The following is a 13,251-nucleotide window of genomic DNA, read 5'->3' on the forward strand; positions in this document are numbered from 1 at the left end:
ATGGCGCAGGATCCGACTACCCTTTCCTACGGCCGCGGCCACCTGGATATTGCCCTGCCTGTGGATGCGAGAGCGACGCTGGTGCGCAAGAAGCCGCTGCCGAAGCTGGCCGATCCGGGTGCGGCGATTGCGGCGGCGCTGAAGGCCCCGGTCGGCTCGGCGCCACTTGCCGAACTGGCGCGAGGGCGCACGGGCGCCTGCATTCTGATCTGCGATATCACCCGGCCGGTACCGAACGGGCTGTTTCTGCGGCCGATGATCGAAACTATGGTCGCATCGGGCATTCCGCTCAAGGCGATTTCCGAGTCCTGCAAACGAAGCTGTCCGCATCTGCCTCGGCGGCCCGATCCCATGCGATACGTTGCGCAACGCGGTTGAATTCACGAGCCATGCTCTTGAAGGTCCTCCGGAGATGACAGGATCGTTCTTTTAGGTCGATTCGTGGCGATCCCACGCCTTGAAAAGAGTCGAACCGTCGCTACCTTCTTCTGTCAGCGCGAGCCGCTGCGGATTCGCCGTATCGCATCGGCAAATGTTCACCCCCATCGCCATGCCGCCTATCCCGATGACTCCGAGTGCCCGAGTCCCATAAGCTTCCAGCGCTTAACATCGTCCGTGACAGGTCGCATTTCCGAAATGTCGTCCTGGACGGTGGCCATCGAAGTCTCGACCTTGATTACCCTGTCGACCATTTCATCTATGCGCCGATGCATAGAGGCGCGGCTTACGTCAGATTTCTCCTCCGATCGTCTTGACGCTTCAATCAGCATGTCGACCTTAGCCGTGAGGCACGGTTTGCGATGCGTTGCCGCTGGTGGGCGTACGCGCCTATTTGTGCGGCCGTGAAGTACTTCGGGAAGGTCTTCGGCAGCCCGACGGCGTTGTAATTCGGGTTCTCACTGATTGGCACAAAACTGCCGCCTGTCTCGATCATCGGATGGCCAGGATGTAAGCGAGGTGGCCGTCAAACACGGTTGGGCGCACCGCGGTGAAGAACTTCGCGCGATCTATGATGTTTTCCTTTCTTCAGCGGGATTTCAGCTTGGTTTCATCTTGCGGTGGTAACAAACCTCGCGCGAACAAGACGCCCCCCCCCCGGAAAATTGCTCGCGCAGCATGAGCCGTACCCGGTTCCCTGGCCCTACCTCCCTGCCACGAGGTAGGGCCATTTCATTCGGTTGCGTCTCCTTTTAAGGGGATAGATCCCCTTGCCTTACGGTAGGAGGCCGCTAGGTCCTTTACGCTGAGCAGCACTTGGGGGGATCAGTTGGCGTACGATTGGAGCGGCGTCAGGACGCGCCGGATAAAGGCCTTAAAGGTGGGGATTTCACTCGTGATCGCGGCTGCGGCTCTCGCAGGCCCGGCAATGGTGCTGCTTCGTTCGCACCACTGAAGCCCGGCCGCCGCGGAGCGAAGAATTTCCCTTCCCATGGTTTGATGCCAGGGTGTTTGCGCGGCCGCGATCTGAAACGGCACACGCCTCAGTGGATATTAATCTCGCATTTCTGACTCGAGGAGGTTTGCTCTGGTTTAACCCGGCAACGGGCGATTTATTGCACGCGCTGAAGCGGGGACACCTACGCGACGGCCGGGAGTCCCGGAGCAACCCTTGGTCGGGAACGTGGGACTCCCGTCATCAAGACTAGAGCTTCTCAGCCGCGGCAAAGAAGTCATCGATCTGCTGAGGCGTAAAGCCCATGGCCTGAAAGCCTTCTCGCAAACTGACGTGCTTCTTCGCCTGGGATAGCCGCCCCCTACACCGGCTGCTTTGCGGGAAGTGGGAGAGGTCATAACGTTTAACGGGAAAACAACGCCGCGCCCTCTAATTGGACTGGAGCTAGTGGGCAATTGTCGGAATACTGCCCGGCAAGGCCTCGGAATCCTGCGCACGATCATCTCGGATTTCGCATTCCCGAAGGCGACCGAGAACATAACCTTCGAGTAAATGTCACCATGGCTTCAACTTTGTGCTCTCTCCGGACAATCGCGTTGCCATTTTTTATCGTTGGTGTCGCTTCGTCGCCCTACGCGGCTCCATCTGCCGACCTGAATATCTCTGCCGATGCACTTTTCGTGACAGTACAACTAACCGAGCAAACCGGAAGCGATGCCAAGCGAGATGCAGAAGCATTACCTTCTGCGTCTGTTGACAAGATCGCCTTGCTCCTCACGCAAGGCGACCAGTTGGTGCGACAGCATAAATGGGATGATGCGGTCGAGGTCTACCGCGCGGCACTGAAGGAGGATCCCTCATCGGCTGCTGCGCAGGAAAAGGTATTCGCTGTTCTGGTCATTCAGAAAAAATACGAGGACGCCATCGCCCAGGCTCAGCAGGCGATTTTGGTGTCGCCGAAATCGGCCAAACCGCATATTTGGCTGGGGTCCATCTACATGCTTCAGGCCAAGTTCGAAAAGGCCGAGGCTGAGATGCGTCAGGCGGTCCAAGTCGATCCAAAAGCCGCCCAAGCCCATGGGTATCTTTGGATACTAATGGCGACCCAGGGAAAAAAGGAGGAAGCCGTCTCCGAATTAAAGGCGGCTATCGATACGGACCCGACGCATGCGATACTGCAAAATCCGGCGCTTCGAACCGCTCACCTTGGGTTCGCGCAGGATATCGATTATGAGGATATCGCTTATCGCGAATGGGTACGCGTCGAACCGGCGAACGTCCTGGCGCATCTCGCTCTGGCCCGCCATTTGGCGCTGAGCGTTTCTGGTGCCAAAAAGGAGGCGCTGGCAGAATACCGCGAAGCACTTCGCCTTGATGGCAACAGCGCCACCGCCCATCTCGGCCTCGCCGGCCAGTTGACGGGGTCACCCAGCGCGGATGCCGAGGCCATTTCGCATTATCGCGAAGCAATTCGCCTCGCTCCAGGAGATCTGGATGCCCGCATGCGGCTGGGCGTCAAACTCAAATCCACTAGAAAGTATGATGAAGCCGAACGGGCTTACCTCGACGCAATCTCGACGTTTCCGAATGCATACGCGCCACACTTCTACCTCGCCAGTCTCTATGCGGATGAGAGGAAATGGAATCAGGCACTAGCCCAGTATGAGGAGGCGACCAGGCTCGACCCAAAGCATCATGCCTATCACCGGAGCGTTGCCGATATTTATCAGGCTCAGAGCAGATCCAACGAGGCTATTGATGAATACCGGCTCGCTATTGCACAGGATCCCGCTGATATAATGGCCAAGGAAGGCTTGCAGAAGGTGCTGCGCGCTGCGGGACGTATCGCCGAGGCGGACGCCGTGGCCGCCGAGGATATCGCCCGCATCAAAGCCGATATCGCACGCAGTCCTAACAATCTCGACAACCATGAGGCGCTTGGCCAAGCCTTTATGCGGCAGGGTAAGCTTGAGGATGCCATTGCTGAATTTCGCGAAACAATAAGATTGGCGCCGACCATCTTTATTTATCACGAAGATCTTGCAGTTGCCTTGCGCGGCCATGGTGACGTGGACGAGGCGATCAAGGAATTGCGGGAGACTATCCATCTCGCACGGACATTGGCGCCAACTTACATCGAGCTATCCGATTTACTGCTACAGCTGGGTCGGTTGAACGATGCGCTCGAGAATTACAAGACGGCGATCAGGAGTGTGCCGGAGAACTCCTCCCTTCATGCAAAACTGGCTCAGGTGCTGGAGACGATGGCCGACCGCGAAAACGGCGATCAGAAGCTTACTTTTTTACGAGAAGCCTGCGCAGAGTTGATTTCCGCCAGTAAATTTTCTTTTGCCGATGCCGATCTCGTCTCGCGACTGCACGAAATCGATTTATCACTGAGTTCAAACGGTGGTTGCGTTATGTGATGAATATCAGGTCACGAGGTCTGCAACGGTAAGCAGCAAATCGTGATCATTCTTTCCCGTAAAGAGTCGGCCCGGCGACTTTCCACCGAAACACAATGAAGTGCCTGCCACAGGCGGCTCATAGTCTTTTGATTTCTTCGAACCTAAGACCAAAGCGAGCAAGATATTTCGTCAGGCGATCGGCGTCGTTGCTACTTTTCTTCTCCAGGCGCGAATTGGCAAACAGTGCTCTACCGGCAGCGCTTGCGGTCGCGTGCTCGCGGCAAGTGCGAAGGACGGTGGCAAGTTGCGTTGCGTCGAAGGGGTCAAGACGAGTCGCAGCTTCGGGGCCCAGCAGTTCCATGATAATAGCATCGGTTGGGTCATCGTCATTTGAGGTGCGCCAAAAAGCCTTCAAGCGCTGGACCTCGCCATCAACAACGTCGGTCGTGATGCGCCCATGCGGCGCGAGTGTTGCCATGCGTGTCACTGAGGCCGACAGATCACGAAAGTTCGCGCTCCAGACGGCTTGCGGGCTGGTGGCGAAGGTCAGGTAGCGATCGCGGGCCTCTTTGTTGAAGGTGATGTTTTCGCCTTCCCGCTCCAGATAGCGCTTGAGTTCGAAGTCGAGATTGGGCTCGATGTCCTCCTTGCGCTCGCGTAGCGCCGGCAGCTGGAACGTCCAAAGATTGAGGCGGGCATAGAGGTCTTCGCGGAACCTTCCCTTGCGGACATCCTCGCCGAGGTCGCGATTGGTCCCTGCAAGCAGCTGAAAGTCTGCGGCGACCTCTCGGTCGGCACCGACGGGCAGAAATCTCTTTTCCTCAATTGCGCGTAGACACATGGCCTGTTCGTCAAGGCCGAGTTCGCCGATCTCATCCAGGAATAAAACGCCCTTGTCAGCCGACTTGAGCAAACCAGCACGCTCACCCGCAGCGCCGGTAAACGCACCTTTCACGTGGCCGAACAGCGTAGACATCGCCTGGTCGCCCCGTAGTGTCGCACAGTTGACCTCGATGAAGGGGCCGCTGATTTTGCGTTGGCTCTTTTTCAGCTCGTAGATCCGGCGCGCAAGTTGCGACTTGCCGGCACCGGTCGGCCCGGTCAGGAGAACGGGCGCCGTCGAGCGGATCACCACTCTCTCGATCTCATCGATCATCCTGTTAAAGGCGGCATTGCGGGTCGATATGCCAGATTTCAGGAAGGAGGCCGCGTCTTCGCGTTCGGACGCAAAGCGCTTGGCGATCTCGTCGTAGCGGGAAAGGTCGAGGTCGATGATCCGATGTGTGCCGGCGAAATCCTCCGCTGGCTCGCGTTCACGCGGGGGCGAAAGCTGCAACAGCTGACCAGGAATAATGCGGGCTTCGGTCAGCAGGAACCAGCAAATCTGTGCCACATGCGTGCCAGTGGTGATGTTGACGAGGTAGTCCTCGGTGTCAGGGTCGAAGCTGTAGCCGCGCGCGAAGTCCCTGAGGTTTGTGTAGACCTCTGAAAAATCCCATGGATCGCGGAAGTTGATAACATTGCTTCTGACCTCTGTCGCCGGCGAAACGGTTGCGATGTCGCCAACGATACGATGACTGAGAGCTTGCGCGTGGTTGTCGTAGATCAACTCCAGCCGGTCGATGAACAGACCCGGTTGTTGGCAGAGCGCGACATTGGGCCGCCAACGGCTCCAACGATTTTCCCATTTGCCCGCGTCCAGAGTGGTTCCCAATATGCTGATGGCAACGCGGCGCTTCATCGATTATCCAAAATTATAAAAGTCTATACAGTAGAATAATATTCCCAGGCTCTGGATTTTTGCAACCATGCATTTCAAGAATGGAGTCAAAATTTTTTCCCGCGTTAAAACAAACAGATAGAAGAAAGCTTCTCGTTTCTCCCGACCTTTTCTCCAAACTGGCACGCCTCTTGAAATGTACCTGGCACGAACGAAACAAGAGGTGCCGTTATGGTCAACAAGGCAATCTTCAAATCCTACTTCGGGAAACTGCTCCCGGCAGCGGATACGACAAATCATGAAGCCGCGCCGGCCTATCAGCTAACGCCGCGCGACGCGCTGGCGCAGTATGCTGTGACCGGCACATTCAACGGCACCTTCTACACGGATGGAGCCGAGCAGCTCGAAACGGTAAAGACGCTGGCCCTTCAGGTCGAGCCGGAGTTCCTCGCCAAGGTAGCTATCTACGCGGCGGAAAAGGGTCACATGAAGGACATGCCGGTGACGTTGCTCGCCATGCTCTCGAGCCTTCAGAGCGATGGCTTCGCCCGTGCGTTCCCGCGCGTAGTGAAGAGCGGCAAGATGCTGCGCGGCTTTGTGCAGGTCATGCGCTCCGGCGCCACCGGTCGCAAGTCGCTTGGCACACGACCAAAGAAGGTCGTGCAGGCATGGCTCGAACGGGCCAGCACCGCACAGATCCTTCGTGCGATGGTCGGAACCGATCCTTCGCTCGCCGATGTCGTCCGCATGGTGCATCCGAAGCCGACAACGGAAGAGCGCAAGGCGCTCTATGCCTGGGCGATCGGCAAGCCGTACGACTATGCGGCGCTGCCGGATCTCGTCAAGGCACTGGAAGCTTTTCGGCGTGACCAGACCTGCCAAGTTCCGGAGGTCCCGTTCCAGATGCTGACCTCATTGCCTCTAACGCGGGAGCATTGGGTCGAGATCGCCCGCAAGGGCGGCTGGCAGATGGTGCGGCAGAACCTCAACACCTTCGCACGCAACGGTGTGTTCGAGGTGAAGGGTTTTGCAGAGACGCTGGCGGCGCGGCTAGCCGATCCGGATGAGATCCGCAAGGCAAAGGTCTTCCCCTATCAGCTCATGATGGCGTGGAAGATGGTCGATGGCCAGGTTCCGGATGTGGTGCGGGATGCGCTTCAGGATGCGATGGATATCGCGATTGCCAACGTGCCGCCCCTGACGGGCACCGTGGTGCTCTGCCCTGACGTGTCGGGTTCCATGGGCTCGCCCGTCACCGGCTTTCGGAAGGGTGCGACGTCCTCGGTCCGCTGCATCGATGTCGCCGGTCTGATGACCGCGGCGTTCCTGCAGCGCAATCCGCAGGCGCGGGTGTTGCCGTTCGAGAATGACGTGGTGCACGTCAATCTCAACAAGCGGGATTCGGTGATGACCAATGCCGACAAGCTGGCAAAAATCGGTGGCGGCGGAACCAACTGCTCGGCGCCGCTGCGGAAGCTCGCCAACGAGAATGCCAAGGTCGATCTCGTGGTGTTCATCTCGGACAACCAGTCCTGGATGGATGCGCGAAAGGGCAGCCAGCCGACAGCTGTGATGACGGAATGGGCAAGGATCAAGAGGGTCAATCCGGCTGCAAAGCTGGTCTGCCTCGATATTCAGCCTTTTGCAACGACACAGGCGCCGACGCGGGAAGACGTGCTCAACATCGGCGGCTTCTCGGACGCCGTCTATGAGGTAATCGCGGCCTTCGCCGCCAATAGCAAAGGAGCCGACGGCTGGGTGAAAGCCATCGAGGCGATCGAGCTCTGACAAAGCAATACCCCCGCGCCGCAAACGGCGCGGGGAGCCGTGACGAATGCCGGTTGAAACTACAGATCATTCATCTCCAGGTCGCGGGTTCGAATCCCGTCGGGTTCTTGAATATTCATGGACCCGTAGCTCAGCGGTAGAGCAGGACGTTTCACCAACTCTCGTCGTCACGGACGAATACCATGGCGAATGCCAAGGAAACTACATCGGTAGCTCCAAAGGGGTGCGGGTTCGAGGCCCGCCTGCCGCTGCATGCTGCGAGGGAGGAGCGGCAAGATGTTTCCTTAATCTTTTGTCGCCATGGCCAGTCATGCAGCGGCGAATGCCGGACGGAACTACAGCCGCCAAGTTGGATGGTCCGGCAGGTTCGACTCCTCCTGGGCATACGCTCTCTGGCACGAGCGGGGCCATCCGGTTTCGTCCATTCTCGTCGCCGCTGCATGACTACTGACCAACGGGGTCGAACAGCCGGGCGAAAGCCGGCACGAAAACATAACCAGCCCGCCCGGTTTTCCGCGCAGGCAAATTAAACAGAAGGACTGCAGAAGCAGAAAAGACAATGACAACGGTGATGAGCGGACAGGATTTGATCGATGCTGGCCTAAGCCAGGGAAAATGGTTTCGCCCGGCTCTCGATGCGGCCAATGCGGTTTTGAGCAACGGTGGCTCAATGGCGGATGCGCTGGAAGCGGCAAAGGCCTTTGAGCCAGGGCCGACGCTCGCCTTGCGGGCCGACAACGATATCGAGATCTATTCCAACATCCGCGCTGAGAACGCCTTCGAACAGGACAATGTCGAGAAGGTCAACGCGACGATGCGCGCGCTGGTGCGCACACCGGTTGTCCGCTCCGCGGCAATCATGCCGGATGCCTGCCCGGCGGGTGCGATCGGAACAATTCCGGTTGGCGGCGTGGTCGCTTCGGAAGCGATCCATCCCGGCATGCATTCGGCCGACATCTGCTGCTCGATGGCGATCTCGATCTTTCCGGGCGTGGATCCGAAATCCCTGCTGGATGCCGTGCATTCCGTGACGCATTTCGGTCCGGGCGGACGCGCGCGCGGGGCACAGCTGAAGCCTTCAAATGCGACGCTTTCGGCGTTTGATGAGAATCCTTATCTGCGCGATGGTGTGCTGAGTGCCGGCATCGAGCACTTTGCGACGCAGGGCGACGGCAATCACTTCGCCTATGTCGGCACCATGAAGTCGACCGGCGAAACGGCGCTTGTCACCCATCATGGGTCGCGAGCACCGGGCGCCCGGCTCTACGACAAGGGCATGAAGGTCGCAAACCGGTTTCGCGAGCGACTGTCGCCTGAGACCCATCGGGAGAATGCCTGGATCCCGGCGGACACCGAGGAAGGAGACGCCTACTGGGCGGCACTGCAGACGATCCGCCAGTGGACGAAGGAGAACCACTATATCCTTCACGACATGGCGGCGGAAAAGCTCTCGGCCAAGGTCGCCGATCGCTTCTGGAACGAACATAATTTCGTTTTCCGGAAGTCGGATGGGCTGTTCTACCACGGCAAAGGCGCGACCCCTGCCTTTGACAACTGGGCGCATGACGCGACCGATCTGACCATCATTCCGCTCAACATGGCGGAACCGATCCTGATCGTTCGTGGATCCAACGCCGCGCATGGTCTCGGCTTCTCGCCGCATGGCGCCGGCCGCAACGTTTCGCGTAGCGCGCATATGAGGCAGTTGTCTGCGGAATATGGAGCGGATGCGCGTGGTCTCAGCCCGAACAACATCGCAGCCATTCTGGAAAAGGAGACAAGCGGCCTCGATGTTCGCTTCTTCTCCGGCTTCGCGGATGTGTCGGAACTGCCGACCGCTTACAAGAGCGCTGCCAATGTGCGGGCGCAGATCGAGCACTACGGTCTGGCCGAGGTGGTCGACGAGGTCATCCCATTCGGGAGCATCATGGCCGGCGACTGGCAGAAGAATGCGCCCTGGCGCAAAAAGCGCCAGTAAACATCAGGGAAGGCAACACAGTTTGCCTTCCCATGGCATGCAACATGTCTCAACGAGCCTTGCGGGTACAATGTTCACGTCTCTATTGGATCAAGTATCGTTGCTCGCAAGATCGGATTCCTTGTCTCACCAATGAATTGAAATGGTTCGAGGAATTGTCACTGTTAACATGGGAGCCCGTCACAGTTTGAACTGCGTCAAATGCCGGTGGTATGGACCTCGCAACTCCATGGGCCTGCTGATCGCGCCAGAGCCGACCTGCTGTCCTTTCGGCGGAAATCCGGGAAACTGTTCGAGGGCGGAGACAGGGAGCTTTATGCCCAGCCGCCCGTAACACTCAAGAAGGAGCTCATCCGCACGGTGTTCAAGCTCAAAAAGACGAGGGCACGACACGATCACCGCTTGGCAATGCCGCGGCATCCGCTTCGCGAAGAACCCACAGGAGAATGCCCTGGTGCGCTCGACGATGATCGCGGGATAGACAGGATTCTCGGCATTTTACACGTATCACGCGAAACCATCTCCGGCAGGCGTAAAGTCTTGCAAGCGGGACGATCGCTCGCGAAGCATCCTGCGTCCGCGCTCCGCAGAGAAAGTCGGCACGAAGAACATTGGGAATACCGCGCTGCCGACTGAAGCGCGTAAGGCAATGACGACCATCCAGAATGAGTATGTTATGGGCAATTGCAACTCGGCCGGGAGAAGCGCAGACTCGGGACCTCTATCTCGGCAAGGAGGCGATCATGCTTTTCCGTTTCGCCATGATTTTGATGCTGATGGCACTTTCAACCGGAGCGATTGCGATTGCGCAAGAGACGCAGAGGAAACCCGACCCCTCGGCCCCGACCGCCGAAACGCAAGAGAACAGTGCCTATCAGAACTGCCTTCTGCAATATAATTATCTGAAGATGAAGAATTATATCGAAGCAAAATGCAAGGGTCTGAGAGTCTTTCCACCAGTCACAACGGGAATTCCTAAGGAACAGCAAGAACAGATGAGGCGCAAGACCGATAAAACCTATTGCGGCAGCGCGTGCGAGGGACAGGGGACCTAACGACCTCATGATTTTTACGCGCGTCGCCCCACTGCTGGTATTGGCCACTCTTTCAACAGGAGGAGCCATTGCTGGGGATTCCAAGCCTCAAACGAATGACATCGAGGCGGTCCTCCGAGGTAAGGAAAACGACTACCAAGCCTGCCTTCTTCAGCACAAGGATTTGAAGATGCAAAAATATTACGAAACATACTGCAGGAAGACGACGATAGGCGCTCCGCTCAGCACTGGGGCATCAAAGGAAAATCAAGGCTCTCCTCAAAAGCTTTACTGCGGCGCTCATTGCGGGGGATCCGAGCACAAAGGACCGGTCCATGGCTGATCCCCTTATCGCCTGGGTTGTGATCGTTTTGGGCGTCACCGTCGCATTGGCTGTCATCGCCGGATTTGTCGTGGGCACCGAGGCAGCGAGGCCAATTTGCCTGGTCGTCCTCGCATTGGCGGCCATTGGCGCAACCGCCGGCATTGTCGGCGGATTGAGTCGAGAGAGCGCGGCCGGCGAAATCATTTCAGCCGCCCTCGGCCTCTTGGGCGGGGTCGTGACCTATCTCTTTTACACGGACACAAGCCGCGGCAACGCCGTCTCCTTTAGTGCCCTTGCCTTCACCTGCTCGCTGTTTCTCGCCTTCATAGAGGCTGCGAATTTGCGCGTCCACCCAGATAGCTATGTCTTCTGGAGGGGCGAATGCGCGCGGATTTTCAGCAGCAAGGATGTCTTCGAATCCGAAGCGACTGCCGCGATGGTCGACGACAGCTTCAGCAAGATCTGCCGGGCCGTCCTCAACACAGAAGAACAGGATCTCGGATTGCCCCGATAGCGCTAAGTGTCAGAGACACCCGATTCTCCCATACCTTAGATCTCGTCGGCAGGACGGCCGATGCAGCGCTGGTGCTGCCGGCGCGACGGGCGACTGTCAAGGGGGCGCCAATGGACGTACGGACCTTCGAGGGCGTGCTCGAGATGGCTACTGTCCAGCGGGGCCGAGATGGTCAAGCTGTCCGGGGGCGATGTGATGAGCGCCTCGAATGACCTTACGGCGCAGGCTGCGACAGCAGCAAACGTTATGGTTGCTATCCCCCATTGTGCCGTGCCATAGAAAAGACCTCCGATCTTCCCGCCATTCGGTCTCCATGCCTCGCCTCCAAATCTACGCGCTCGTGCCCTTCCTGCTCCTGCTGTTCGTCGGAACCGTCTGCGGCGCGATGATCGTGCCGTTCATGGGCTTTTTCATCGTCGGGGGTCTGGGGTACCCGCCATGGACGATCAGCATCTACGCCGGGGCGCTCTCGTGCCTGGCGATCATTGTCAATCGCCAGTTTGCCCGCCTTATTGACGGTGGAGAAAGCGCCTTTCCTTTGATCGGGATTGCATTGGGTGGGTATCTGGTTGCCAGCCTCGCGCTGTCGGTCATTCCGGCCTTCTGGACGGTGCTGACGTTCGGCGTGGTCGGATTCGGACTGAGTGCAAGCGCGGTGTCGACGATGTTCAGCCTTGGAGCCCGTCTGGCCGAGCAGCACGAGATCGAACGAAGCCGGCTGAATGCCTTCATGCGCGCCACCACATCCACAGCCTGGATGGTCGGGCCGGCGGTATCCTTTCTCATCGCCGATCAACTCGGCAAGTTTGCGGTGTTCAGGCTCGGTGCCACACTCGCCGTCATCTGGCTGGCACTTTGGTGGTGGGTGGCGCCACGGGATGCTACGGCCGACTCCAAAGATAAAGCCGCAAAGGACCGAGACGAGGATGGTGCAAATCCCGGCCTTTGGTTTGCTGCAACGTTTGTGTTCTGCCTGTCGTCCGCTCACTCTTTGACGTTTTCGGCTCTGCCTCTTTTCTACGTGCAGGAGGTCGGGCTGCCGGGCTATGCACCCGGGATAGCCTTCAGCGTCAAAACCTTTGTGGAAGTGCTGGCTATTTTCTCAACCCCAATTCTGATCGCCCGGTTTGGAATTCGGACGCCATTGATCGCCACATCGCTGTTCGCGGTGGTCACCATCCATATCCTGGCTTTGGTCCAGACCTATCCGCAAATGCTGGCAGGTGCTGCAATGGAGGGGCTTTACTACGGGTTCTATGCCAGTCTTGGTATCAGCTTCGTCCAATCCCACGCAGAAGATCGTCCGGCGCGAGCGACCGCAATTTATTGGAACACACTGATGATCAGTGGCATATTAGCCGGCCCCGCTGTTGGGCTTATCGCCCAGGCTTATGGGTTTCGAACCGTGATACAGATTGCGTCCTTGGTCGCACTCTTCGCCGCTGCTGTGCTTTTCCTCAGTCCGCGCCAATTCAAAGTGTCTACGTCGTCGCCACCTTGAGACACGAAACTTTCTGTGTCGCTCCCGACGCCCCGGTCGTTACGTGATGCAGGAAGCGAACGACGATAGTCAGGCCTTGAATCGGTCGAATGCGGTGAGCCGCTTGGTCGGTGGATCGGCTTCATCCCAGCGATGGATTTCCGCGCGCAAATAGCGAAGTTCGTCGTCGAGGCCCTCTTCCGCAATTTCGATCCACCAGGACTTCGGTCGACCGCCGCTACCGTCAGACCAGCGGTAGCCTCGCGCTTTCAGGTGATCCTTCATGTCGAACGGGCTGTTTTCGGCGAAGATGCGAACGCGGGATCGCTGGCTCGCCTCATGGAGCTCGGCAAACGGCGCCTGTCCCGTTCCTCCATCCTGCGCGAGGACTTCAAGCAGGGCAAAGCAGTCGTCGACGGCCGATGGCCCTCGTGAAAGTAGCCCGCCTGCCCAATCAGGTAGCCGAGCTTGGTGCCCTCGAAGCCACGTGCCGACCAATTGATTTCGGAGACCGAGCAGGCCCAGGCTTTTCCGGCGAAGATGGGCGAGAATGCCTCGCAGAACGGCCGATCGAAGCCGGCGTTGTGCGCAATGACAAGATCAGCCGGCTC

Annotated in this window: 8 protein-coding genes and 2 pseudogenes; 7 read left to right on the forward strand and 3 right to left on the reverse strand. The window is 58.2% G+C overall.

Features of this window, described 5'->3' with window-relative positions:
- Nucleotides 1-288, forward strand: a pseudogene (locus FHT86_RS38300) (lactate racemase domain-containing protein); the annotation flags it as partial.
- Between the two features lie 269 nt (nucleotides 289-557).
- Here FHT86_RS38300 and FHT86_RS32330 read toward each other — a convergent pair.
- Nucleotides 558-770: a DUF1515 family protein gene (locus FHT86_RS32330; RefSeq protein WP_312862604.1), complete on the reverse strand. Its 213-nt coding sequence runs from the start codon at nucleotides 768-770 to the stop codon at nucleotides 558-560.
- A gap of 1,219 nt (nucleotides 771-1,989) precedes the next feature.
- Here FHT86_RS32330 and FHT86_RS32335 point away from each other — a divergent pair.
- Nucleotides 1,990-3,819 (forward strand): tetratricopeptide repeat protein, encoded by a 1,830-nt coding sequence (locus FHT86_RS32335; RefSeq protein WP_166656959.1) that lies wholly within the window; start codon nucleotides 1,990-1,992, stop codon nucleotides 3,817-3,819.
- Between the two features lie 118 nt (nucleotides 3,820-3,937).
- On the opposite strand, the gene rtcR is transcribed toward FHT86_RS32335, so the two are convergent.
- Complete coding sequence (gene rtcR / locus FHT86_RS32340) at nucleotides 3,938-5,542, reverse strand: RNA repair transcriptional activator RtcR (protein WP_133710656.1); 1,605 nt, start codon at nucleotides 5,540-5,542, stop codon at nucleotides 3,938-3,940.
- Nucleotides 5,543-5,752: 210 nt separating this feature from the next.
- On the opposite strand from rtcR, the gene FHT86_RS32345 reads away from it, so the two are divergent.
- From FHT86_RS32345 to FHT86_RS32365, 5 genes are all read left to right on the forward strand, one after another.
- Entirely contained in the window at nucleotides 5,753-7,309 is a 1,557-nt protein-coding gene (locus FHT86_RS32345) for a TROVE domain-containing protein (RefSeq protein WP_133710655.1), read from the forward strand.
- 571 nt (nucleotides 7,310-7,880) lie between these two features.
- Nucleotides 7,881-9,287: an RtcB family protein gene (locus FHT86_RS32350; protein ID WP_133710995.1), complete on the forward strand. Its 1,407-nt coding sequence runs from the start codon at nucleotides 7,881-7,883 to the stop codon at nucleotides 9,285-9,287.
- A gap of 743 nt (nucleotides 9,288-10,030) precedes the next feature.
- Nucleotides 10,031-10,342, forward strand: coding sequence for a hypothetical protein (locus FHT86_RS32355; protein WP_133710654.1), 312 nt, complete (start codon nucleotides 10,031-10,033; stop codon nucleotides 10,340-10,342).
- A gap of 314 nt (nucleotides 10,343-10,656) precedes the next feature.
- Nucleotides 10,657-11,160 carry a hypothetical protein gene (locus FHT86_RS32360; protein WP_133710653.1) on the forward strand — a complete coding sequence of 168 codons (504 nt, stop codon included), beginning with the start codon at nucleotides 10,657-10,659 and terminating at the stop codon, nucleotides 11,158-11,160.
- Nucleotides 11,161-11,368: 208 nt separating this feature from the next.
- The gene (locus tag FHT86_RS32365) at nucleotides 11,369-12,661 is read left to right on the forward strand and encodes an MFS transporter (RefSeq protein WP_246779754.1); all 1,293 of its coding nucleotides are present in this window, start codon (nucleotides 11,369-11,371) and stop codon (nucleotides 12,659-12,661) included.
- Between the two features lie 69 nt (nucleotides 12,662-12,730).
- Here FHT86_RS32365 and FHT86_RS32370 read toward each other — a convergent pair.
- Nucleotides 12,731-13,251 (reverse strand): annotated as a pseudogene (locus FHT86_RS32370) (3'-5' exonuclease); the annotation flags it as partial.

It is taken from the genome of Rhizobium sp. BK313 (assembly GCF_014193655.1).
In the GTDB taxonomy this organism is placed as follows: Bacteria; Pseudomonadota; Alphaproteobacteria; order Rhizobiales; family Rhizobiaceae; genus Rhizobium.

Coding starts and splice junctions, on each gene's coding strand:
- FHT86_RS32345 (WP_133710655.1), top strand. CDS start 5,753: ATGGTCAACAAGGCAATCTTCAAATCCTACTTCGGGAAACTGCTCCCG.
- rtcR (WP_133710656.1), bottom strand. CDS start 5,542: ATGAAGCGCCGCGTTGCCATCAGCATATTGGGAACCACTCTGGACGCG.
- FHT86_RS32350 (WP_133710995.1), top strand. CDS start 7,881: ATGAGCGGACAGGATTTGATCGATGCTGGCCTAAGCCAGGGAAAATGG.
- FHT86_RS32360 (WP_133710653.1), top strand. CDS start 10,657: ATGGCTGATCCCCTTATCGCCTGGGTTGTGATCGTTTTGGGCGTCACC.
- FHT86_RS32365 (WP_246779754.1), top strand. CDS start 11,369: ATGACCTTACGGCGCAGGCTGCGACAGCAGCAAACGTTATGGTTGCTA.
- FHT86_RS32355 (WP_133710654.1), top strand. CDS start 10,031: ATGCTTTTCCGTTTCGCCATGATTTTGATGCTGATGGCACTTTCAACC.
- FHT86_RS32330 (WP_312862604.1), bottom strand. CDS start 770: ATGCTGATTGAAGCGTCAAGACGATCGGAGGAGAAATCTGACGTAAGC.